Origin of the sequence: Actinomadura sp. NAK00032 (assembly GCF_013364275.1) — a bacterium.
Classification (GTDB): domain Bacteria; phylum Actinomycetota; class Actinomycetes; order Streptosporangiales; family Streptosporangiaceae; genus Spirillospora.
Genome location: NZ_CP054932.1, coordinates 987,501 through 1,009,163 on the forward strand (window position 1 = coordinate 987,501; position 21,663 = coordinate 1,009,163).

Consider the following 21,663-nt stretch of genomic DNA (forward strand, 5'->3'; position numbering starts at 1 on the left):
CGGGCTGATCAGGAGGGGCGGATCAGCCCGCGGCGGGTCGCGGCGGCGACCGCCGCGGTGCGGGAGTCGACGCCGAGCTTGGCGTAGATGTGCACCAGATGCGTCTTGATCGTCGTCTCGCTGAGGAACAGCCGCTTGCTGATCTGCCGGTTCGACAGCCCCTCGGCGACCAGGCCGAGGACGTCCAGCTCCCGCGCGGTGAGGGTGGCCGCCGGGGTGCGCATGCGGCCGAGCAGCCGGGACGCGACGCTCGGCGCGAGCGCGCTGTCCCCGGCGGCGGCCGACCGGATCGCGGCGAACAGCCGGTCGGGCGGGGCGTCCTTGAGCAGGTAGCCGGTGGCGCCCGCCTCGATCGCGGCGAGGATGTCGGAGTCGGTGTCGAACGTGGTCAGCACCAGGACGCGCGGCGCGTCCGGCCCGGCGGTGATGCGGCGGGTGGCCTCGCCGCCGTGGATGCCCGCGCCGAGCCGCAGGTCCATCAGGACGACCGAGGGCTTCAGCCGGCGCGCCTCCGCGACGCCCTCCTCGCCCGTCGCGGCCTCGCCGACCAGCTCGAAGTCGGGCTGGTCGGCGAGCATCGCGCGGATGCCGGAGCGCACCACCGGATGGTCGTCCACGAGCAGGATCCGGATCGGGCTCATGCGCCGCCCCCGTCGCCGTCCCCGGCCGGGACCGGGAGGGTCGCCACGACGGCGGTGCCCTCGTCCTTCGCGGACTCGACCTCCAGCGTGCCGCCGAGCGCGCGGGCCCGCTCCCGCATGGCCCGCAGGCCGTAGCCGTCGCCCGGCGCCGCCGGGTCGAAGCCGTGCCCGTCGTCGTAGACGTCCAGGACGACCATGTCGTCGAGGTAGGTCAGCGTGACGCCGACGTTCTCGGCGCCGGAGTGCTGCGCGGCGTTGCCGAGCGCGCCCTGCGCGATGCGGACCAGCGCCACCTCGTACTCGGTGGGCAGCTCCAGCGGCTCGCCCGACGTCTCGAACCGCATCCTGGACGCCGACCGCGCCGCCGCCGACTCGGTGATCCGGCGGAGCGCGTCGGTGAGCGACGACCGCTCCAGCACGGGCGGCGCCAGCTCCCGCACGAAGTTGCGGGCCTCGGCGAGGTTCTCCGCCGCCGCCTCCTCGGCCTCCGCCAGCCGGCCGCGGGCGGTGTCGCGGTCGGAGTCCAGGTCGCGCTGCGCGGCGCGCAGCAGCAGGATGATGCTCGACATGCCCTGCGCGAGCGTGTCGTGGATCTCCCGCGCCAGCCGCTCCCGCTCGGTGAGCCGCGCCGCGTCCGACTCCGCCCGGACGAGCCGCTCCCTGGTGCGGACCAGGTCGCCGATCAGCAGGCGGCGCTCCTCGCTCTCCCGGTAGAGCGCCTGGTAGGCGAGCGCCATCAGGGTCGCGACGGCCGCGCCGACGCTCGGCCCGACGACCTCCGCGAGCGTGATCCCGCCGCCGTGCCAGGCGACCGCGCCGATCGCGGCGGCCGTCAGTAGCACCACGCCGGGCACCGCCCAGACGAGCCGCAGCAGGTGGACGTACAGGAAGAACAGCGGGAAGGCCAGCCACACGAAGGCGGGGGACGCGAGCGCCAGCGCCGCCCACCCGGCGGTGAGCAGCGCGAGCCACACCCTCGCCGGCCCGAGCCGGGGGCGGTGCCGCGTGCCCTGGACGATCCCGCCCGCGTACAGGGCGCCCAGCAGGAGCCCGCCCGCGAGGACCGGGCCGTCCCGCAGGCTGCGCGCCAGCGCGATCGCGAGCAGGACCAAGAAGGTGCCGTGCATGGCCCAGGCGAGCAGGCGCATCGCCGGGGAGAACGGATCGTTCCTCATTTCTCACCCAGCGTAAGCGAGGAACTCCCAGGTCACATCGATCGAAAGGTTGATTTCAGCCGTCCGGAAGAAGGCGGCCCTGCGGTGCCGCCGCACGATGTGCGGGCGTGTCCCGCGCGGCGAGGCTGGAGGCACTGGAACCGATGTGGGAGGGGGATTCACGGTGTTCGTAGCGCTACGGGACCTGCGCTTCGCCAAGGGGCGGTTCGCGCTGATGGGCGCGGTCGTGCTGCTCATCACGCTGCTCGTGACGATGCTGTCCGGGCTCACCGAGGGATTGGCCCGCGACAGCGGATCGGCCATCGCGAACCTGCCCGCCGACCGGGTCGTACTGCACGGCGACTCGTTCACGACGAGCCGCATCGACCAGCGGACGCTGCAAGGGTGGCAGGACGTCCCGGGTGTGAAGGCCGAACCGCTCGGCATCGGTATGAACCGGCTGGGGGAGGGCACTCCGGTCGCCCTCTTCGGCGTCGACGCGGGCAAGGACGCGCCGCCGCCGGGCCAGGTCACCCTCTCCCGAGACCTCGCCGAGGAGACCGGGCTCAAGCCGGGCGCCACGGCGGAGATCGCCGGACGCTCCTTCACCGTCGCGGGCGTCGGCGGCGCCGCGTCCTACAGCCACAGCCCGGTCGCCTGGCTGCGGATGGACGACTGGAAGGCCGCCGACCCGCAGGGCTCGTCCGTCCTGCTGCTGCACGTCACCGGCGACCCGGACCTCGGCGCCGCCGACCGGCGGCTCGGCACCACCGCGCTGACGCCGGGCGACGCCGTCTCCAAGATCCCGTCGTACTCCGCCGAGAACGGGTCGCTGCAGCTCATGCGCGGCTTCCTGTTCGCGATCTCGGCGCTGGTCATCGGGGCGTTCTTCACCGTCTGGACGATCCAGCGCCGCGGGGACGTCGCCGTCCTCAAGGCGCTCGGCGCGAGCACCGGCTACCTGCTGCGCGACGCGCTCGCCCAGGCCGTCCTCGTGCTGCTCGCCGGGGCGGGCCTCGGCGGCGCGATCGGCGCGGCGGCCGGGCTGGCGCTCGGCGGCGCGGTGCCGTTCGTCGTGTCGGCGGGGACCACGGCCTTCCCCGTCGCCGCCATGATCGCGCTCGGCGCCGCCGGAGCCGCGCTCGCCATCCGCAAGATCACTTCTGTCGACCCCCTGACTGCGCTGGGAGCGGCACGATGAGCCTGAACCTGACCGACGTCGTCCTCACCTACCCCGACGGGGACCGCACGCTGACCGCCCTCGACCACGTGAGCCTGGCCGTCGGGCCGGGCGAGTTCGCCGCCGTCGCCGGGCCGTCCGGCTCCGGGAAGTCGAGCCTGCTGGCCGTCGCGGCGACGCTGATCCCGCCCGCCGCCGGCACCGTCGAGATCGCGGGCCGCGACGTGACCGGCCTCGGCCCGGCCGAGCGCACCCGGCTGCGCCGCGACCGCATCGGCATCGTGTTCCAGCAGCCGAACCTGCTGCCGTCCCTCACCGCCGCCGACCAGCTCACGGTCATGGCGCACATGGCGGGCGGCCGGGCCGGCCGCCGCAACGCCGCCGGCCGCGCCCGCGAGCTGCTCGACGCCGTCGGCCTGGCGGGCATGGAGCACAAGCGCCCGCACCAGCTCTCCGGCGGCGAACGCCAGCGCGTGAACATCGCCCGCGCCCTCATGAACGACCCGAGGATCCTCCTGGTGGACGAGCCCACGAGCGCCCTGGACCACCACCGGGGCGAGCAGATCGTGAAGCTCCTGGCCGACCTCACCCGCGACGCCCGCGTGGCGACCGTCATGGTCACCCACGACCGGGCGCAGCTGGCCGCCGTCGACCGCGTCTACGAGATGACCGATGGCCGCCTGACCCAGCGGTCAGCGCTCGGAGAGGTAACGCTCCGCGGTCTCGCGTAGCCGGGTGTGGACGCCGTCGTAGGCCGACACCCCCGGCAGGACCGACTTGGGGAGCTTGGCGAGCATCGTGTAGTTCGTGTCGACGACGTTGCCCGCCGGGGCCAGGCCCGCCTGGCTGACGAGCTGGTAGGCGTCCAGCTCCTCCAGGCCGGCGAGGGAGGACGTCCAGGTGACCAGGTCGTGCTGGCTGATCCGGAAGGCGTCCTCCAGCGGGCGCGCCGAACCGGTCGACATCAGGTGGAGGTCGTCCTCCAGCCGGGGCCACGCCGGAGCGGCGCCCTTGATGAGGTCGACGGCCACGACAGTGTTCATCGCCGCCTCCACGGCCGTCCCGCACACCTCGCCCTCGCCCTGCCGGCAGTGGCCGTCGCCGAGGGAGAGGAGCGCGCCCGGCACGTTGACGGGGAAGTAGGCCGTCGTGCCCGCCCGCATCTCCGGGGTGTCCATGTTGCCGCCGTGCGCGCCCGGCGTGATGCTCATGATCACTTCGTTGGCGGCGGGCGCGACGCCCACGGTGCCGTGCATGGGGTCGAGGGGCAGCTCCACCTCGAAGTCGCTCCGCCGGGCGCGGAAGCGGCAGACGCCGCGGGCGGCGTCCACCTCGTAGACCCAGACCCGCTCCTCCAGGGCCGGGTGCAGCATCGCCGTCGCGTGCGTCGTCGTCAGCGCCCCGAAGTGCGGGAACGTGGTGGAGACCGCCCAGTCCCTTGCGGGCCGGATGTCGATGAAGTGCACCGCCACCGCGTCGCCGGGCTCGGCGCCCTCGACGGCGATCGGGCCGGTCACCGGGTTCAGGTACGGGAACGTGCACACCTGGCTCGGCAGGTCGTCCACCCCCTTCACCGCGCCGCCGAAGCAGTCCTCGGTGGTCAGTTCGACCACGGTGCCGGGCGCGACGGTGAGGGCCGCCTCCCGTCCGCCGAACGCGTAGGCGGGCTCCGCGCCGTCCAGCGCGACCACGTTGAGCGTCACTTGCCGTCCTCCTCCTCTTCGATGCCGGCCAGCGCCGGGCGCCGGTGCATGACGAGCAGCGCGACCAGCACGGCCGCCCCGACCGCCAGCCACAGGAACGCCAGCTTCTGGGCCGCGACCTTCGCGTTGATCACCACATAGCCCAGGATCAGGAAGCCGATCGCGGGCGCGACCAGGTGCCGCCACCAGTCGCGGCTGCCCGAGCGGACGACGTAGTGGACGACGACCGACACGTGCAGCGTCAGGAACGCCGTCATCGCACCGAAGTTCACAAGAGAGCTGAGCAGCGTGATGCCGTCGTCCCGCTCCGCCATGTAGAGGCCGAGCACCAGCGAGACCGCCGCGACCAGCAGCGTCGCGTTGACCGGGACGCGCCGTGTCGGGTGCACCTTGGCGAGGAACCGGGGCAGCTGGCGGTCCCGCGCCATCGCGTACAGCAGCCGGGACGTCGCCGCCTGCGCGACCAGCGAGTTCGCGAACCCCCACGCGATCGCGGTGGCCAGCGCCGTGAGCTTGGCCAGCCAGGCCCCGCCCGCGACCCGTGCGGCGTCGTAGAACGCGGTGCCGTCGGGGTCGCCGTCCTTGACCAGCGCGTCCGGGTCGGGGACGAGCAGCGACGCCACCCACGTCTGGACGATGAACAGCAGGCCGACCAGCACCAGCGCGGCGACCATCGACCGTCCGATGGCGCGGGCGGACTCGCGGTTCTCCTCCGCCAGCGTCGAGATGCCGTCGAAGCCGAGGAAGCTCAGCACGGCGATGGACACCGCGCCGAACACCAGCCCCCACGAGAACGTGTCGCCGTTGTAGATCGGCGTGAGGCTGCCGCCGCCGTGCCCCTTGCCCTGCGCGAGCGCCACCACGCCCACGCCCAGGAAGATCAGCAGGATGACCAGCTCGGCGAGCAGCATGACGCGGTTGATCCGCGCGGTCATCTCGATGCCGAAGAAGTTGACGACCGTGTTGAGCACGACGAACGCGGCCAGCCACAGCCACACCGGCACGCCGGGCACCAGCGAGTTCATCGCCACGCTGGCGATCAGGTACAGCAGGCCCGGCACCAGCACGTAGTCGAGCAGGATCATCCAGCCGGCCAGGAACCCGACGGGCGCCGCGATCCCGCGTCCGGCGTAGGTGTAGACGGACCCGGCCATCGGGAAGGCCCGCGACATCTGCGCGTACGACGCGGCGGTGAACAGCATGGCCAGCATGCCGACCGCGTACGCGAGCGCGACCATGCCGCCCGCGCCCTCGAAGACGCTGCCGAAGATGCCGAACGGCGCGATCGGCACCATGAAGATCAGCCCGTAGACCACCAGGTCGCGGAAGCCGAGCGAGCGCTTCAGCTCCTGCGTGTAGCCGTACTGTTCGAGCTTCGCCTGCTCGGTGCTCGCCGGCCCCGTGTTCGCTTGCTCGGTGCTCATGGCCCCTCCTTCGCGTCGGGGACCCGCCCCGCGCCGTGAGCGACCCTAGAGCTTTTCCTTTCAGATGAAAAGATTTCAAACGAAAAGACTTCACAACCGGGCGATCACGGCGAGGTCCAGGCCGTCCGCCCTGGCCAGGTAGGTCGCCGCGGGCGGCGGCCCGAGCGGCGCCGCCGCCCACGCCAGCCGGGCCGCCCGGTCGGTCCCGCCGAGCAGCCGGGCCGCGCCGGACCGCCCGTCCCGCGCGGTCAGCAGCCCCGCCGCCGCGAGCGCCGCCGCCAGGTGCACGCCGTCGTAGCAGCCCTCCGCGTAGGTGTCGAGGACGGGCGCCGCCGCCCCGAACGCCGCCCGGTACCGCTCGGCCAGCGCGATCCGCCGGTCGTCGCCCTGCCCGGCGAACGAGCGCATCGCCGAGTACAGCTCCCCGGTGTCGTCGCCGCCCGCCGCGAGCAGCACGTTCTCCTCCAGCGCCCCGGACAGCCGCACCACCCCGGACGCGGGCCGCGCCGCCGCGAACACCCGGTTGAACACCGCGAGGTCCCGGCCGACCAGGCTGAGCAGGATCGCCTGGGCGCCCGCCCGCTCCAGGGCGTCCACCAGCTCCTCGAACCCGGCCTCCGGATCGTCACCGGACGCCAGCGGGAACGGGACGAGCCGGTCCAGCACGACCTCGGCGCCGAGCGACCGCACCAGCCGCGCCGCCACCCGGTGCACCGACCGCGGCCAGATGTAGTCGTTGCCGACCAGCGCCCACCGCCGCAGGCCCCGCCGCTCGCTCAACCGCCGCACCGCGGGCCCGAGCTGCCGCTCCGGCGAGTCGCCGAGCAGCACCACGCCCGCCCGCCGCGGCCCGCCCTCGTGCGGCGGCGTGAAGATGTACGGCGCCACCCCGGTGAGCGCCGCCTCCAGCGCCCGGTGCACGTCGCTCGTATGGAACCCCACGAACGCCTGGACGAGCCCCGCCCCGGCGAGGAACCGCGCCTCGGCCGCCACCGCCTCCGGCCGGCGCCCGGCGTCCACCGGCACCAGCTCGACGCCCCGCCCCGCCGCGTTGACCTCGATCGCGGCCAGCCGAGCCGCGCTCAGCCCCGACGGCCCGGTCAGCCCGAGCGGCCCGGACAGCGGCAGCAGCAGCCCGAGCCGCAGCACCCCGGCGTCGGGGCCGGTGACCAGCAGCTCCGTGGCGTCCCGCAGCACCGAATCGGTCATGACCTGGCAAGTATGCTCTGTGGACGGACGACGGAGAACAGGGGAGACGCGGACGTGGTCGAGCGGCGGGACACGGTCGAACGGCGGGACACGCGCACCGGCCTCGTCGACCTCCTCACCCGGGCCCAGCGCGCCCTCACCCGCGACCTCGGCGCCGTCCTCGACGAGGAGGGCACGACCGTCGAGCAGTACCGGGTCCTGCGCGCCCTCGCCGGCGCCGACGACATCGCCATGGGCGAACTCGCGGCCGTCGTCGAGATCCCGCACCCGACCCTGACCCGCCTCGTCGACTCCCTGGTCGACTCGGCCTACCTCTACCGCTCCCACTCCGCCCGCGACCGCCGGCGCGTCTCCGTCCACGTCTCCGACCTGGGCCGCGCCAAGCTGGCCCGCCTGGAGGCCCTCGCCGAGGCCCACGAACGCTCCCTGACCGACGCGCAGACCGTCCAGACCCTCTCCGCCCTGCTCACCGACCTCTGGACGGACCGCCGCCGCCCGGCCCCGTGAAAGCTTTCACACCGCGCATGACGCGCCGCCGCACCGCGGGTTAGCCTGCCCACCGGAAGCGCTTCCAGTCCGGCCACCCCCGCCACCGGAACGGAGAACGCGCGATGCGACGCGACCGGATACGCCGTGCCCCCACCCGCCGTGCCCTCACCCGCCGTGCCCTCACCCGCCGTGCCCTCACCCTCCTGCTCGGAGTGGTGCTCCTGCCGATCCTGTGGGTCGACACGGCGTCCGCCCACGGTTCGGTGATCGACCCCGCCTCCCGCAACTACGGCTGCTGGGACCGCTGGGGCGACGACTTCCAGAACCCCGCCATGCAGCAGGAAGATCCGATGTGCTGGCAGGCATGGCAGGACAACCCCAACGCCATGTGGAACTGGAACGGCCTCTACCGCAACAACGTCGGTGGTAACCACCAGGCGGCCATCCCCGACGGCCAGCTGTGCAGCGGCGGGCAGACCGAAGGCGGCCGCTACCGCTCCATGGACGCCGTCGGCCCATGGAAGACCACCGACATCGGCAGCACCTTCTCCATCAACCTGTACGACCAGGCGAGCCACGGCGCCGACTACTTCCTCGTCTACGTCACCCGCCAGGGCTATGACGCCCTCACTCAGCCGCTGCGCTGGAGCGACCTGGAACTCGTCCGCCAGACCGGCCGCTACGGCCCCGCCAACAACTACGTGATCGACAACGTCTCCGCCCCGGGCCGCTCAGGCCGCCACGTGGTCTACACGATCTGGCAGGCGTCCCACATGGACCAGTCCTACTACATCTGCAGCGACGTCAACTTCCGCTGAATCGGCGTCTGCTCCCGCACGGAGGCCCGGAAGCGGCGCAATGCCTGCTTCCGGGCCTCTGCAATTCTCAAAAGGGGGGTGGTTTGTCTGGTTGCTATTTCAGGTCGAGCCGGCCCGCTTTGATGTGGCCGAGGAAACCGGCCAGAGCGGCGCGGTCGAGCACGATGACAGGGCTCGACTCGTCGAGGACGCTGTCGCGGACGCCGGTCGATCCCGCTCCGAGGGAACGCACCTCAAGGCACCCGGTGTTCGCCCCGCAGAGCCGGCTCTTGCGCCAGCTGCCGCGTTTCGGGCCCGCCGCCCCTGCTGGGCGGGTGCGTGCCGTCGATCCTTCGGCGTCCGTTATCATGTCCGTGTCCCTTACCTAGGCTGAAGTGCGCAAACCCCCGCTCCCGGTAATGGGGCGAGGGTGCAGGCGCAGGTAAGACACAACAATGGCGTATGTTACTACCCCGCACGCGCTCCTTGAATCTCTTCCATAGGAATTCGTTACACGAATAGTGTCAGATCGTTGCGCGGACTTCGTTGGATCGTGATGTCGGCTCCGGCACCACTTGGACGTGGGCGTGCCTGCCCGATTCGGCGGCATCGGGTATGTGAATCCAGCCATAGCGGGTCAAGCCGCAGACGTTGATCTCGACCGCGCGGTGGTACGACTGCGGGCACAGGCCGGAGTACCCGTGGACGATGGTGGCTTCGTAGATCTGCTGCGAAACGACCAGGACGAGCGGCGCGCTGGTGTTGCGGAGCGCCGCGCGGACCGCGTCCGCGTCGAGGAGCCGGATGGCCGCGTCGATCTCCGCGCCGAAGGGCCCGTGGTCATCGCGCAGCAGGTCGCCGGCGTGGACGACCGCCCGCATGCGCAGCCGGTGCTCGGGACGGTCGGCGGGCCGCAGTGCGGCGTTGTAGCCGCACAGCAGGTGCGCCAGCACCGGGATGAGCGGGTCCAGCAGGCGGGACCTCGGCACCTCGTCCGTCGGCTGGACGAGCACGAGGACGCCGTCGCCGCGGTCCTCGATGGGCTCGCATAACCGCTCGTCGATCCCCGCCGCCCGCATCGCGCGGTGCAGCAGCAGGTAGAGCTGGTTCCGCAGTTCGACCTTCACGAGGTCGGTGCGGGTCGACGAGCTCTCCAGGTCGAGTGCCAGGATGCTCCGGTGAAGGGGGCCGCAGAGGGGCAAGGTTGGTGTCCTCCCATCCCCGTCCGGCGGACATGTCGTCCACGACGCAGAGGCCGCCACCGCCGAGGCGGCATGTCCCCGAGGTGGCATGTCCCGGTAGCGCGCCATCGCGATCACGGGCACTGACGCAATGCTCCGCCGCGAGCGGGCGAACCCGCGCGGCGACTTACTCCCCTTGCTCCCAATATGCCCGACCCGCCGTGGGCGTGCAGCATGCACGGCGTGCTGCACAGGGCCGTTCATGGAAGTCTATCCTTGCGGTGATACGCCGTTCTGGAATTCTCACGCGGAACGGGCCGACTTTTGAGGTAATATATGCGGTGCAACATGCACCGTTGGTTTCGCAACGGACCGTTGGCCAGTTGCCCTGTACATCGAGATCTCTGTCGCCAGGTGGCCGCCGCCATTCCTGGCCGCCCTTGGGAAGAGTGGCAGTGCCGACATCTCAAGCTCCGTCCGTGCGCCGGCGTCGCCTCGGCGTCGCCCTGCGCCGCATGCGCGAGGGCAGCGGCCTCAGCACCGAGACGGTCGGCCGGCGGCTGCGCTGGTCGGCGTCCAAGGTGTCCCGCATCGAGACGGCCCGCATCGGGGTGCGGGAGGCCGATGTCAGACGCATGCTCAAGCTGTACCGGGCCGAAGACCACGCGCTGACCGAGCTGCTCGCCCTGGCGCGCGAGGCCGCCGCCCCCGGCTGGTGGACCCGCTACCCGGGCCTGCCGCCCGACCAGGCCGCCTACTGCGCGCTGGAGGACGAGGCGGACGTCGCGCTCGCCTACGAGGCGCAGGTCGTGCCGGGGCTGCTGCAAACGGAGGACTACGCGCGCAGCCTGATTCTCGGCTGGGCGGAGATCGTGCCCGTGCCGCCGACGGTCGTCGAACGCGATCTCCAGGTACGCATGAAACGCCAGGAACTGCTCCGGGCGCCGCGTTCCGTGCGGTTGTCAGTGGTCCTGGACGAGGCCGTGCTGCTGCACCGTGTCGGTGACGCCGCGGTCATGCGGCGGCAACTGGAACGGCTGGTCGAACTGGCGGGCCTGCCGAATATGGAATTGCGGATACTGCCGCTGGACGCCGATCACAGCGCCGCCCTGCACGCGTTCACCCTGCTGGAGTTCGCGCCGTCCTTCGAGGTCACCTTTCCCGCCGTCGTGCACAGCGAGAGCCATCCGATGAGCCTCGTCCAGGACGAGACCGTCACGCACGAGCACCACCGCGTCTTCGACTGGCTCACGCGGCGCAGCCTCACGCCCGCGGAGTCGGTCGAAGTGATCCGGCGTACCGCCGACCGCGAGTGGTGCTCCTGATCCCGCCCTGTCGGTGGGGGGTCGTAGGGTCGGGGCATGTCGCGGCGGCGGTTCGATCAGGCCATGGGGCGTATGCGGGACGGGGATCCGCGGGTGCGGGAAGGAGCGTTCGACTTCCTTCGCGAGCACGCGGACGCGTACGTCGATGAGCTGATCGCCGAGTTCGCGGCCGAGGACGATCCGGGGCTGCGGTGCTGGCTGCTGGAGCTCGTGGCCGAGGCGCGGTCCGGGAAGGCGCTGGAGGTGTTCCGCGACCAGCTGGAGAGCCCGGACGAGTCGCTGCGGTTCTGGGCCGCGCGCGGGCTGGAGATGCTCGACACGCGGGCGGCCGAGCAGGTCCTTGAGCAGGCGCGCGACGAGGGCTGGATCGCCTAGCCCGGGTGCGCCCGGCTAGGCGGCCGGGCCGTGCGGGGCGAAGCTGCCGTAGGCGCCCTGGTGGAACAGCAGGGGCGCCTCGCCGTCGCCCAGCTGCAGGTGCTCGACGCGGCCGATGACGATCTGGTGGTCGCCGGCGTCGTGGAGCTGCTCGGTGACGCAGTCGATCCAGGCGACCGCGCCGTTGATGACGGGGTTGCCGCCGGGGGACGGACGCCAGCCGATGTCGTGGAACTTGTCGGTCTTGCGCACCGCGACGGCGCGGCACACGTCCTCCTGCGCGGCCGACAGGACGTTCACGCAGAACCGCTCGCCCGACTCGCGCAGCGCGCGCCAGGAGCTGGAGCCCTTGTCGGGCAGGAAGGCGACCAGCGGCGGGTCGAGCGAGACCGAGGTGAACGAGCCGACCGTCATGCCGATGGCGGTGCCGGCCGCGTCCAGCGCGGTGACCACGACGACGCCGGTCGGGTAGTGGCCCAGCACCTGCCGGAAGCGGGCGGGGTCGATGGCCTCGTTGGTCGTCAGGCGCATGACGGAACTCCTCCCTGTAGCGATCGCTACAGAGAATGCCATCCGAGACCCCGGCCTGACAAGCGCGGGGTCCCGGCGGGCTCAGCCGGCGACGGCCTGCTCGACCACGGCGACGGTGATCGCGACGAAGTCGTCGGGGTCCCAGTCGTCGTGGATCTGGTGGGCGAGGAAGAGGCCGTCGGTGGCGGCCATCACGACGCGGGCGAGGTCCATCGCCAGCTCGGGGCGGCGGGCCTGCAGTTCGGGGTCGAAGTAGGAGGTGAACCAGGCCGCGATGCTGCTGGCGACCGAGTCGCGGGTGGCGAGGAAGTACCGGCGGGCCTCCGCCTCGACCTCGCGGGACTCCAGCAGCAGCATGTGCCCGATGCGCAGGAAGTCGGGCGCGTCGCGCAGCGAGCGCACCGAGCGGGACAGGATCGCGCGCAGGCTTTCGGCCAGCGGGCGCTCGTCGCGGGGGTCGCGCTCCCAGCGCGGCTGGGCGGCGATCCACTGCTCGAAGCTGTGCCGGATCACCTCGGCCATGAGGTGGTCCTTGTCGCGGTAGAACCAGTACACCGAGCTGGCCGGCAGGCCGGAGCGCTTGGTGACCCGCGAGATCGTGGTGCCCTCGTAGCCGCACTCGGAGGCGATCTCGGCGGCGGCCTTGAGGATGCGGACCCGGGACAGCTCCCGGTCGTCGGCGGAGCGGGGCTTCGGCATCGCGGTCACGCCGCCTCGCCGAGCCAGGCGAGGGCCTGCGCGTGCACGCCGTCGGCGATCAGGTCCACCAGCCGCTCCAGGTTCCAGCCGCGGCCCGCGTGGACGCCGACGTACAGGCCGTCCATCACGGCGAGGTGGAAGCGGGCCATCCGCTCGGCGACCTCGCGCGCCCGGTCCGGGTCGCCGGCCGGGAGCACCTGCTCCCACCAGTCCCGGATGGCGGTGCGGGTCTCGCCGCGCACCTCGATGTAGCGGCGCCGCGCGGACGGCTCCTTCGGACGGTTCGCGAGGCCGAGCATCAGGCCGAGCCGCCAGAACTCCGGGCGGTCGGTGATCGCCCGCGACGCCCGGTGCAGCCGGTCGCGGATCTCCTCGGCCGGGTCGGAGACCGCGACGCGCTCCTGCCAGGTCGGTGCGGTGCCGCGCCAGCGCCGGTAGCTGAACTCCAGGGTCTCGGCGAGCAGTTCGTCCTTGTTGCGGAAGTGCCAGTAGACCGAGCTGGCCGGCAGCCCGGTGGCCTCGGTGACCAGGGCGATCGAGGTGCCGTCGTAGCCGCGCTCGGCGGCGATGGCGAGGGTGGCCTCCAGGATCCGCACCCGGGACTCCTCGCCCTGCTGGTGGCGGCGCGCCGTTTTCCGCATCCGGCAATCATCTCCCCTCTGATCATCGGAAACCCGACCGCGATGGGGGGTTGTGTCGACCATCACATCACGGGTACGGTCACCGCACGTCCCTGTAGTGATCGCTCCAATCAGTGTAGTGATCGATACGGGCGCAGATGGTGATCTGGAGTAGCCAATGCCCACCTCACGCAGAGCCCGCCGCCGGCGGCTGCTCGCCCCCGTCCTGGCCGCGCTGACCGCGGCCGCGTCCCTCACCGCCTGCGGCTCCGGCGACACCGGCGTCAGCGCCGCCGACGCCAAGACCCAGGCGGCCGACCTCGTGAAGCTGCTCGGCGTCAAGGACGGCACCGACCTCGGCGGCAAGGTCACCTTCAAGCTCGGCGCCGCGCTCACCCTGTCCGGGCCGTCCGCGAGCAACGGCGAGTCGATGCGCAACGCCATGGAGCTGGCGGTCGAGCAGATCAAGGCGGCCGGCGGGCCGACGATCGAGCTGAGCGTCAAGGACATCAAGGGCCCCGACCCCGTCGCCGCCAAGCAGGCCGCGTCGGAGCTGGCGGCCGAGGGCGTCCCGGCCAAGATCACCTCGATGGGGGACGGCCTCGGCGCGATGCTCGCCGACACCGACAAGAGCAAGATCCTCAGCCTGGACGGCGTCGGCGGCGCCCAGGTCTTCACCAAGGGCACGCAGTACTTCTACGGGACGCGCGAGGTCGCGCCGTCCGACGCCGCGCCCGGCGCCCTGCAGTGGTTCAAGCAGGCCCACCCGAAGGGACGGACGGTCGGCCTGGTCGGCGTCGACCTCGGCCCGCTGAACGCGGCCATCCAGGCCGACATGAAGGCCAAGATCGAGGCCGCGGGCCTCACCTACAACGGCCTCTGGGAGACGCTCTCGCCCAGCTCCCAGGACTACGCCAGCATGATCGCGAAGGTGAAGAAGAACGAGCCCGACCTGCTCTGGGTCGCCTTCGGCGGCGCGGCGCCCGGCGCGTTCGCCGCCCAGGCCAAGAGCGCCGGCGTGAAGAGCGAGCTGCTCGGCATCGAGTTCACGCAGGAGGCGGTCAAGGCGTCCAAGGGCGTCCTCGACCGCGAGGGCTTCAAATTCGCGATGGACTACTTCGACGCGTCCAAGCCGTCGAACCCGCTGGCCAAGCTGTTCGCCGAGGCGTACGAGAAGGCGTACGGCGAGCCCGCCGACTTCTACGCGGCCAACGCCTACGAGGAGACCCTGATGGTCTGGGACCTCATCCGCCGCGTCATCGCCGAGGGCGGGAAGCCGGACGACAGCGCCGCGCTCAAGGCCGCGCTGGAGAAGGACCCGAAGTTCGCCTCCGTCTACGGCGGCGACGCCACGACCGTCGGCACGCTGGAGATCGACCCGAAGACGCACGGCGTCGCCAAGCGGCCGATGGGCGTCTACGAGTACAAGGACGGCGAGGTCGCGCCGATCGCCACCTACAACGTGGGCGGCGGGGACTTCCGCCTCGCCCGCTGACGGCTTCCTCCGGGGGCGGCCCCGCCGCGGGCCGCCCCTCCTCCTCGCCTCCGGAGGCTCCATGCACGACCTGCTGGACAGCGAACTCTGGCAGCTGACCGTCAACGGGCTCGTCCGCGGCGCCTTCTACGCCGCGCTCGGCGCCGGACTCGCCCTGGTCATCGGGGTCACGACCCGCTTCCACTTCGCCTACGCGCTCACCTACACGGTCGCGCCCTACGCCGCCTTCTGGGCCATGGACGGGCTCGGCGTGCCGTTCTGGCCGTCCGCGCTCATCGGCCTCGCAGCGGCGGTCGCCGTCAGCGTGCTGCTCGAACTCGGCGTGTACGAGCCCGTCGCGCGCCGCGCCGCCGACCGCGCCATGCTCGCCGTCCTCGTCACGTCGATCGGCGTCAGCACGGCGGGCATCGCGCTGCTCCAGCTCAAGTTCGGGACGAGCAGCCTGCCGTTCTACGGGCCCGAGGCGGAGCGGTACGAACTCGGGCGGGCGCAGATCTCCACCTTCGACCTCGGACAGGTGGCCACCTGCCTCATCCTCGTCGCCGCGCTCGCCGCGTTCCTGGCGTTCACGCCGCTCGGCCGCTCGATCAAGGCGGTGCGCAGCAACCCCGGCCTCGCCGCCGTGCTCGGCATCGGCGTCCGCCGGGTCAACCTCGTCTGCTTCGCCGTCGCGGGCCTCATCTCGGGTGCCTGCGCGCTCTGGTACGGGCTGCTCTACACCGTCCAGCCGACCATGGGCGACACGACGGTCATCTACGGATTCGTGGTGGCCTTCCTCGCGGGCACCCGCTCCTCCCCGCTGCGGGCGCTGCCGATCGGCATCGGGCTCGGGCTCCTCGAACAGTGGGCGTCGAACTGGCTGTCGCTCCAGTGGACGCAGACCGCCGTGTTCATCGTCCTCACCGGCTACCTCGCGTTCCTCGCCGGGAGGAGCCGCCTCCCCCTCGTGTCGCTGCGGAAGGCCTGACGCCATGTGGATCAACTATCTGGACCAGGCGCTGCTGCTCGCGGCCCTCGCCGTCAGCGTCAACCTGCTCGTCGGCTACGCCGGGCAGGTGTCGGTCGCGCACGCCGCGTTCGCGGGCGTCGGCGGCTACACCGTCTGCTTCCTCGCGGGCGAGCACGGCTGGCCCTACCTCGCCTCGCTCGCCGTCGCCGTCCTGGTCGCGACCGCGTTCGGCGTGCTGATCGGGCTGATCGCGCTCGGCCTCGCCGAGGAGTTCCTCATCCTGATGACGCTGGCGTTCTCGCTCGGCATCATCGGCGTCTTCGCCACCTTCGACTCGCTCGGCGGCGCCATGGGCATCACCGGCGTGGACGGGCTGCGCCTGTTCGGCCTGGAGCTGGACGGGCCGTCCGACTGGCTGGTCCCGTCGGCGGTGGTCCTGGTCCTGGTCTTCGCCGTCTGCCGCCGCCTCGGCGAGTCGCCGTACGGCCGGGTGCTCAAGGGCATCCGGGAGGACGCGGTGGCGACCCGGGCGCTCGGCAAGAACACCTTCGGCTACAAGATCGGCATCTTCGCCGTCACCAGCGGGCTGACCGGGCTGATCGGCGGCTTCTACTCCGGCTGGCTCGGCCAGGCGACCCCGTCGGCGTTCGGCTTCCCGCTCGCCATGGCGGTGTTCGCGATGGTGATCGTCGGCGGCAACGCCAACCTGGTCGGCTCGGTCGTGGCGGGCGTCGCGCTCACGATGATCGAGCCGGTGCTGCGCGAGGTCCTCGGGGTGGAGAGCACGCAGGCGGCGCTGCTCCAGGTGGTGCTGTACGGGGTGCTGCTGGTGCTCGTGATGATCGTCCGGCCGCAGGGGCTGTTCCCCGAACGCTCCCGGCACGCCGCCGTGCCCCCGGCCGCTTCCCGCACGGAGGTCTCCCCGCGTCCCGAACGATCGACCGCCCGCACTTCCTACGCCGACGCCGAGGTGGTGCTGCGTGCGGAGGGCCTGTCCAAGTGCTTCGGCGGCATCACCGCCGCCAAGGACATCGGCCTGGAACTGCGGCGCGGCACGATCACGGCGCTCGTCGGCCCGAACGGTGCCGGCAAGACGACCGCGTTCAACCTGCTCACCGGCACCGTCGTCCCGGACACCGGGTCGGTGACGCTGAACGGCGCGGAGCTGGTCGGCATGCGCCCGGACCTGGTCGTCCGTGCCGGGCTGGTGCGCACCTTCCAGGACGTCCGGCTGCTCGGCCGCCTCACCTGCCTGGAGAACGTCATGCTGGCCGTGCCCGGTCAGCCAGGGGAGCACCCGGCCCGCCTCTTCGTCCCCGGCCGCGGCATCTCCCGCGCAGACCGCGAGGTCGCCGCGCAGGCGATGCAGTGGCTCGACTTCGTAGGCATGGCCGACCAGGCCGCCACACCGGCCGACGCCCTGTCCTACGGCCAGTCGAAGCTGGTGTCGCTGGCCCGAGCCCTGGCCACCAAGGCCGACGTCCTGCTCCTGGACGAACCGGCGTCCGGCGTGGACGCGACCTGGGTGGACACCATGCTCACGATGGTCGCCGCCGTCCGCGACGAGGGCCGCACCGTCTGCCTGGTCGAGCACAACCTCGACGTGGTGCGCGAACTCTCCGACCACACCTACTTCATGGAACTCGGCGAGATCACCGCGTCGGGCACGCTCGACGAGCTGACCGGCTCGGCCCGCCTCGCCGAGGCGTACTTCGGCGCCCAGTAAGGGAGGACGCATGACTCTGCTCGATGTGAGCGGCCTGGTGGCGGGCTACGGCCGCAAGGAGGTGCTCCACGGCGTCGCCCTCCGGGTCGAACCGGGCGAGATCGTGACCCTCATGGGCCACAACGGCGCGGGGAAGACGACCACGATCAGGTCCGTGCTCGGCGCCGTCCGCCCGCGCGCCGGAACGATCCAGATCGCGGGCCGCGACACCGCCCGCCGCCCGGTCCGTGCGGCCGTGGCGGCGGGCGCGGCGATGATCCCTTCGGAGCGGTTCGTCTTCCCCGACCTGTCCGTGCACGACAACCTGCTGCTGGGCGCCGCCAACGCCCCGTCCGGGACCGACACCGCCGAGCGCCTCGCGACCGTCAAGGACCTCTTTCCGATCCTGGACGAGCGCGCGAAGCAGCTGGCGGGCTCGATGTCGGGCGGACAGCAGCGCATGGTCAGCCTCGGCATGGCGCTCATGGCCCGCCCCAAGCTGCTCCTGCTGGACGAGCCGTCCCTGGGCCTGGCCCCGTCCGTCGTGGAGACCATCTTCGGACGGCTGCGCGCCCTGGCCGACGACGAGGGCCTGGGCATCCTGCTGCTGGAGCAGAACGTCAAGCAGGCCCTCCAGATCGCCGACCGCACCTACGTCATGCGCTCCGGCCAGATCATCCTGGAGGAGACCGCAGACCAGATGCGCCAACGCACCGATTTCTGGGACCTCTTCTAACGCCGTGCCCGGCGGCCCGGCGGGTGGTCAGCCCGTAGGAGCCGGCAGGAGGTCGGCGTGCCTGACGTTGTAGTTGCCCTTGGTGACGGGCGCGAAGGCCGCGGGGCCCATGCAGGTGCCGACCTTGCCCTCCTCCCAGGTGCCCTCGTCGTTCTCGACGCCGTTGACCACCGACCAGGAGAACCCCATGCGGTCATGCCTGCCGCCGGGGCCGCCGTCGTGGACGCTGAAGCCGAGCCGCTTGCCGATCTGGTCCTTGATCGGCTCGTCGGCCTTCGTGACGACCGCGGTGAGGGTGGCGTTGCCGGGGCTGGTCAGCAGGCAGTCGACCCTGGCCTCCGACCGTACGGTCCAGCCCTCGGTCGGGGAGTGGTGGGAGATCTTCACGGTCCCGCGGGCGTCGGTGGGCAGCCCGCCGGGGGCGCCGGGCTTGGGCACCGAGTAGGGGACGGCGCGGGCGTCGAAGGTGAAGGACCGGATGTCCTGATCGGGCCAGTACGTGAGGCGGACCTGCGCGGCGCCGGACACGCGCGCCGCCTCGGCCGCCGGCGCCGCCGGGGAGGTCGCCTCCGCCGCGACCGGTGCGGCCGTGACGAGGGCGGCGGCCCCGATCACGGCGGCGATCTTGAGCATCCTGGGCATGGGCATGGGGAGACTCCGTTCAGTCGGCGGACGGGCCCGAGCGGCACGACCGACTCCCATGCTCCGATCGGGCACCGCCCGCCGAGATCCCCCTCACGGGCCGATCCCCTCCCCCGGAGGTACGACCCGCCGGGCGAAGCCGACGACCCGGCCAGATCACCCCGGAAGAGACCGCAGACCACACTGTGCGGCTTGCTCGCGATGGAAGGCACCGGCCTCGGATCGTGCTGTTGACGGTGTTCCGCAAGACCCGCGACGCCGAGCACGCTCAGGTGAGACGGGCCAAACAAGCGCAGAAGATCTGCGAAGCCGAACACGACACCGACCAGATCATCAGCATCATCGAGACTCCGGAGGGGCCATGAGCAGCCAGCGGACCAGCCCGCACGTTCTTCTCGCGGATCATCCTGGCCTGGCCGCCAAGCGAGACACCGACGAGTACCGGCTCGCCCACGAGGAGGCGCACCTGGCGCTCGCCCTCGGCCGCGCCATCTATGCCCGGCGCACCGAGCTGGGCATGTCCCAAACCGAACTGGCCCGCCGCGCCGGGATGCGTCAGCCCGCCGTATCCCGCATCGAATCCGGCGGTGGAGGCGTTCCGACCCTGGCCGTTCTCAACCGGCTCGGACACGCCCTCGGCTTGCGATTCCGGGTCATCGTCGGGGAAGGCGACGCCGGCGCGGCGGAGACCGAACTACTCGCCACCGCATGAGGACCCGGCACCTGTTGCTCGGCCCGCTTGCCCGGCCCGCTTGGCCGGGCAAGCGGGCCGGATGCGGCGCGTGCAGAGCCAGCCGCCTCGCTGCCAGCCTTGCGGGGGTCACGTACGTGCTGGTGTACGGAGAATAACCAGTCTCCACACTTTCAGGGGATTGGCACCTGCCCCGGATCGATCAGCAGGCCACGGGCATGCTCCAGCAGATGAGCACTCGCCCGCTTTGGGACGAGTGCTCGCGCATAACACTGGGGGAAGGTCAGGCCAGGTCGTGCTCCCCGCGCTTCACCCGGTCGGCGAACCTGCGCCAGTCGGCGACGTCGAACACCAGATGGGGAGCCTCGGGAGCCTTGGAATCACGCACACCGACCTTGGCAGTGAGCTGCGCGACCTCCACACAGTCACTATGACCGGACGAACTTCCACTGTGGCTGGCCTTACGCCAGAGCTGCGCGACCTCCACACAGTCCTGCTTAGCGGGGTCGCTTCCGCTGTGGCTGGACTTACACCAGAGGTGTGCGACCTCCACGCAGTCGCTATGGGTGGACGTGCCGCTCCGGCTGGACTTGCGCCAAACGGGAGTCAACTGAACTCCTCCATCACTCGCTTGATCAGGTCGATCGAGGCGTCGACCGGCAACGCCCGGTCGCTGATGCGGTCGAATCGCAGGCGGAAGGACCGTACCTCGTCCGCGTCCATGACCAGTCTCCCACCGCCGCAGGCTTCGGTATAGGCGATATCGGCGTTTCCGACCGTCATGATCTTGAATGAGCCATCTCGCCCCATGTGTGCGCCTACGCTTCTTGGCACGACCCGAATGGTGATGTTCGGGTGCCTGGTCCACTCCAAGAGCACGGCAAGCTGGGCGCGCATGACGTCGCGGCCGCCGACCGGCTGGTCAAGTACGCCCTGGTCGAGGAAGACGCGCGTGATCGGGCCGGGCTTGCGGTTCAGTACCTCCTGACGTTTCATCCGATTTGCGATACCGGTCTCGATGTCCGGCGAATTGCCTGACTCGAACAGTGCTCGGGCGTAGTCCTCTGTTTGGAACAGGCCTGGGATGCAGGAGAGTTCCCAGATCCGCAATTCCCCGGCGCGCAACTCCATCTCGGCGTGGGCCTTGAACCACTCGGTGTTGTGGCCGGCGATGGCGAATCCCACCAGAAAGGTGAACAAACCGCCCGTGTCCCACTCCCGGTCGAGGATCTTCGCGTGCTTGAGCTGGAGCTTCATCCCGCCGGATTCAAGGCGCGAAACACTCGACCTATCAAGATCGAGAAGTTGCCCCAACTTTGATCCGGACATTTTGCGCTCTTCGCGGTGTCTCCGCAGCTGAACCGCTATGAGGTCCCATAGCGAACCAGCTGGATCGAGCGAGTCTCGGGCACTCACCGCCAACTCCCCGTTGTTGTTTTTCCTGGACGAACGTAGCGAAGATAACTCGCCTTGTTCATTCTTGTCCTGGGAAAACACAACGAAGCGGAGGCGATCATGAATGGGCGACACGATCTTGAGGATCAACACCTTGATCGTCTTCGCAACGAATTCACGGGTCACCGGATCTGGCGGGCGGTGCGCTGGGACGGGCGGCTGGGCGACTGGGTGGCCAGCCTGCACGACCCGTCCGCCGGGATCGACCCGACGGTGATCTGCTCGGACGCCGCTGCGCTTCGCAAGGCACTGCGCGTTGAGGCCGAGCGGGCCGCCGCGCGCAAGGGACTCCGGTGATGGAACGGCCGCACCACGACGCGGGCCGGCCACCGGAGGGGACCGCGACCCCCGGCGCGGTCCCGTGGGGGGAGGTGAGAGCGGCGCGTCCTGTGAGCGTCCCCCCGGGCGCACCGGCCGCGCCGCTCCACCGCTCGCCCCACCAGTCGGCCGACACCGTGCGGCCGTCCACCATCGCGAACATCGAGGAGCACTTCCCCGGCGTCCACTGCTGGTGGGGTCTCCACACACGCCGGTGGTGGGCCTACGTGCCGACCCCGCCGGTGGGCCGCCTGCTGGAAGCCGCCACCACGGATGCCCTCATCGCCCAGGTCGCGGAGAGAGTGGAGGGACGGCCAAGAGCCGCTCTTCGGCAGGGGCTCTGA

Annotated in this window: 27 protein-coding genes; 14 read left to right on the forward strand and 13 right to left on the reverse strand. The window is 71.4% G+C overall.

Translation table 11 applies throughout. The features are described from left to right. Positions 1-8: 8 nt before the first annotated feature. Both HUT06_RS04665 and HUT06_RS04670 read right to left on the reverse strand, forming a co-directional pair. Complete coding sequence (locus HUT06_RS04665; protein WP_138637242.1) at positions 9-641, reverse strand: response regulator transcription factor; 633 nt, start codon at positions 639-641, stop codon at positions 9-11. After that, on the reverse strand, positions 638-1,816 hold the full coding sequence (locus tag HUT06_RS04670) for a sensor histidine kinase (protein WP_176194565.1): 1,179 nt from the start codon (positions 1,814-1,816) through the stop codon (positions 638-640). The genes HUT06_RS04665 and HUT06_RS04670 overlap by 4 nt, the downstream gene beginning before the upstream one ends. Positions 1,817-1,979: 163 nt before the next feature. Here HUT06_RS04670 and HUT06_RS04675 point away from each other — a divergent pair, with 163 nt between their 5' ends. Together HUT06_RS04675 and HUT06_RS04680 are read left to right on the forward strand one after the other, a co-directional pair. Continuing rightward, complete coding sequence (locus tag HUT06_RS04675; protein ID WP_176194566.1) at positions 1,980-2,996, forward strand: FtsX-like permease family protein; 1,017 nt, start codon at positions 1,980-1,982, stop codon at positions 2,994-2,996. Beyond that, positions 2,993-3,706, forward strand: coding sequence for an ABC transporter ATP-binding protein (locus HUT06_RS04680; protein ID WP_176194567.1), 714 nt, complete (start codon positions 2,993-2,995; stop codon positions 3,704-3,706). The genes HUT06_RS04675 and HUT06_RS04680 overlap by 4 nt, the downstream gene beginning before the upstream one ends. On the opposite strand, the gene HUT06_RS04685 is transcribed toward HUT06_RS04680, so the two are convergent. The 3 genes from HUT06_RS04685 to HUT06_RS04695 all read right to left on the reverse strand — a co-directional run bounded on the left by HUT06_RS04685 (position 3,668) and on the right by HUT06_RS04695 (position 7,311). Beyond that, on the reverse strand, positions 3,668-4,678 hold the full coding sequence (locus tag HUT06_RS04685; RefSeq protein ID WP_176194568.1) for an acetamidase/formamidase family protein: 1,011 nt from the start codon (positions 4,676-4,678) through the stop codon (positions 3,668-3,670). The genes HUT06_RS04680 and HUT06_RS04685 overlap by 39 nt on opposite strands. Then, positions 4,675-6,102 (reverse strand): APC family permease, encoded by a 1,428-nt coding sequence (locus HUT06_RS04690; protein ID WP_176194569.1) that lies wholly within the window; start codon positions 6,100-6,102, stop codon positions 4,675-4,677. Before HUT06_RS04690 ends, HUT06_RS04685 begins: the two co-directional genes overlap by 4 nt. 90 nt (positions 6,103-6,192) lie before the next feature. Continuing rightward, a complete protein-coding gene (locus HUT06_RS04695; protein WP_176194570.1) occupies positions 6,193-7,311 on the reverse strand; it encodes an ABC transporter substrate-binding protein in 1,119 nt (372 codons plus the stop codon). Between the two features lie 54 nt (positions 7,312-7,365). Here HUT06_RS04695 and HUT06_RS04700 point away from each other — a divergent pair, with 54 nt between their 5' ends. Together HUT06_RS04700 and HUT06_RS04705 are read left to right on the forward strand one after the other, a co-directional pair. Beyond that, a complete protein-coding gene (locus HUT06_RS04700) occupies positions 7,366-7,818 on the forward strand; it encodes a MarR family winged helix-turn-helix transcriptional regulator (protein WP_217711199.1) in 453 nt (150 codons plus the stop codon). Between the two features lie 104 nt (positions 7,819-7,922). Beyond that, entirely contained in the window at positions 7,923-8,618 is a 696-nt protein-coding gene (locus HUT06_RS04705) for a lytic polysaccharide monooxygenase (protein ID WP_176194572.1), read from the forward strand. Between the two features lie 94 nt (positions 8,619-8,712). Here HUT06_RS04705 and HUT06_RS45115 read toward each other — a convergent pair whose 3' ends face one another. Further along, positions 8,713-8,967 (reverse strand): DUF397 domain-containing protein, encoded by a 255-nt coding sequence (locus HUT06_RS45115; RefSeq protein WP_176194573.1) that lies wholly within the window; start codon positions 8,965-8,967, stop codon positions 8,713-8,715. A 154-nt stretch (positions 8,968-9,121) separates the two neighbouring features. Then, the gene (locus tag HUT06_RS04715; protein WP_176194574.1) at positions 9,122-9,799 is read right to left on the reverse strand and encodes a hypothetical protein; all 678 of its coding nucleotides are present in this window, start codon (positions 9,797-9,799) and stop codon (positions 9,122-9,124) included. Between the two features lie 458 nt (positions 9,800-10,257). On the opposite strand from HUT06_RS04715, the gene HUT06_RS04720 reads away from it, so the two are divergent. Together HUT06_RS04720 and HUT06_RS04725 are read left to right on the forward strand one after the other, a co-directional pair. Beyond that, positions 10,258-11,103 carry a helix-turn-helix transcriptional regulator gene (locus HUT06_RS04720; RefSeq protein ID WP_254714983.1) on the forward strand — a complete coding sequence of 282 codons (846 nt, stop codon included), beginning with the start codon at positions 10,258-10,260 and terminating at the stop codon, positions 11,101-11,103. Between the two features lie 93 nt (positions 11,104-11,196). After that, positions 11,197-11,478: a HEAT repeat domain-containing protein gene (locus tag HUT06_RS04725; protein WP_217711200.1), complete on the forward strand. Its 282-nt coding sequence runs from the start codon at positions 11,197-11,199 to the stop codon at positions 11,476-11,478. Between the two features lie 15 nt (positions 11,479-11,493). Here the strand turns inward: HUT06_RS04725 and HUT06_RS04730 are convergent, their stop codons facing one another. The 3 genes from HUT06_RS04730 to HUT06_RS04740 form a co-directional block, all read right to left on the reverse strand. Beyond that, positions 11,494-12,009 carry a flavin reductase family protein gene (locus HUT06_RS04730; protein WP_176194576.1) on the reverse strand — a complete coding sequence of 172 codons (516 nt, stop codon included), beginning with the start codon at positions 12,007-12,009 and terminating at the stop codon, positions 11,494-11,496. Between the two features lie 81 nt (positions 12,010-12,090). Then, entirely contained in the window at positions 12,091-12,708 is a 618-nt protein-coding gene (locus HUT06_RS04735) for a TetR/AcrR family transcriptional regulator (protein WP_176201149.1), read from the reverse strand. 5 nt (positions 12,709-12,713) lie between these two features. After that, positions 12,714-13,349 (reverse strand): TetR/AcrR family transcriptional regulator, encoded by a 636-nt coding sequence (locus HUT06_RS04740; protein ID WP_176194577.1) that lies wholly within the window; start codon positions 13,347-13,349, stop codon positions 12,714-12,716. A gap of 157 nt (positions 13,350-13,506) precedes the next feature. Here HUT06_RS04740 and HUT06_RS04745 point away from each other — a divergent pair, with 157 nt between their 5' ends. The 4 genes from HUT06_RS04745 to HUT06_RS04760 all read left to right on the forward strand — a co-directional run bounded on the left by HUT06_RS04745 (position 13,507) and on the right by HUT06_RS04760 (position 18,213). Then, entirely contained in the window at positions 13,507-14,823 is a 1,317-nt protein-coding gene (locus HUT06_RS04745; protein ID WP_176194578.1) for an ABC transporter substrate-binding protein, read from the forward strand. 61 nt (positions 14,824-14,884) lie between these two features. Beyond that, positions 14,885-15,790 (forward strand): branched-chain amino acid ABC transporter permease, encoded by a 906-nt coding sequence (locus tag HUT06_RS04750; protein WP_176194579.1) that lies wholly within the window; start codon positions 14,885-14,887, stop codon positions 15,788-15,790. Positions 15,791-15,794: 4 nt separating this feature from the next. Further along, on the forward strand, positions 15,795-17,498 hold the full coding sequence (locus HUT06_RS04755; protein ID WP_176194580.1) for an ATP-binding cassette domain-containing protein: 1,704 nt from the start codon (positions 15,795-15,797) through the stop codon (positions 17,496-17,498). Positions 17,499-17,508: 10 nt separating this feature from the next. Beyond that, positions 17,509-18,213 (forward strand): ABC transporter ATP-binding protein, encoded by a 705-nt coding sequence (locus HUT06_RS04760; RefSeq protein ID WP_176194581.1) that lies wholly within the window; start codon positions 17,509-17,511, stop codon positions 18,211-18,213. Positions 18,214-18,240: 27 nt separating this feature from the next. On the opposite strand, the gene HUT06_RS04765 is transcribed toward HUT06_RS04760, so the two are convergent. Further along, a complete protein-coding gene (locus HUT06_RS04765; protein ID WP_217711202.1) occupies positions 18,241-18,861 on the reverse strand; it encodes a hypothetical protein in 621 nt (206 codons plus the stop codon). 218 nt (positions 18,862-19,079) lie between these two features. Between HUT06_RS04765 and HUT06_RS04770 the strand changes: the two genes are divergently transcribed. Together HUT06_RS04770 and HUT06_RS04775 are read left to right on the forward strand one after the other, a co-directional pair. Then, positions 19,080-19,220 (forward strand): hypothetical protein, encoded by a 141-nt coding sequence (locus HUT06_RS04770; protein WP_217711203.1) that lies wholly within the window; start codon positions 19,080-19,082, stop codon positions 19,218-19,220. Continuing rightward, positions 19,217-19,567 carry a helix-turn-helix domain-containing protein gene (locus tag HUT06_RS04775; protein ID WP_138642108.1) on the forward strand — a complete coding sequence of 117 codons (351 nt, stop codon included), beginning with the start codon at positions 19,217-19,219 and terminating at the stop codon, positions 19,565-19,567. Before HUT06_RS04770 ends, HUT06_RS04775 begins: the two co-directional genes overlap by 4 nt. A gap of 262 nt (positions 19,568-19,829) precedes the next feature. Here the strand turns inward: HUT06_RS04775 and HUT06_RS04780 are convergent, their stop codons facing one another. Both HUT06_RS04780 and HUT06_RS04785 read right to left on the reverse strand, forming a co-directional pair. Then, positions 19,830-20,156, reverse strand: a complete 327-nt coding sequence (locus HUT06_RS04780) for a DUF397 domain-containing protein (protein WP_176194583.1) — start codon at positions 20,154-20,156, stop codon at positions 19,830-19,832. Next, a complete protein-coding gene (locus tag HUT06_RS04785; RefSeq protein ID WP_176194584.1) occupies positions 20,153-20,803 on the reverse strand; it encodes a DUF5753 domain-containing protein in 651 nt (216 codons plus the stop codon). Before HUT06_RS04785 ends, HUT06_RS04780 begins: the two co-directional genes overlap by 4 nt. Before the next feature lie 213 nt (positions 20,804-21,016). Between HUT06_RS04785 and HUT06_RS04790 the strand changes: the two genes are divergently transcribed. Together HUT06_RS04790 and HUT06_RS04795 are read left to right on the forward strand one after the other, a co-directional pair. Continuing rightward, a complete protein-coding gene (locus HUT06_RS04790) occupies positions 21,017-21,298 on the forward strand; it encodes a hypothetical protein (protein ID WP_176194585.1) in 282 nt (93 codons plus the stop codon). A gap of 92 nt (positions 21,299-21,390) precedes the next feature. After that, positions 21,391-21,663, forward strand: coding sequence for a hypothetical protein (locus tag HUT06_RS04795; protein ID WP_176194586.1), 273 nt, complete (start codon positions 21,391-21,393; stop codon positions 21,661-21,663).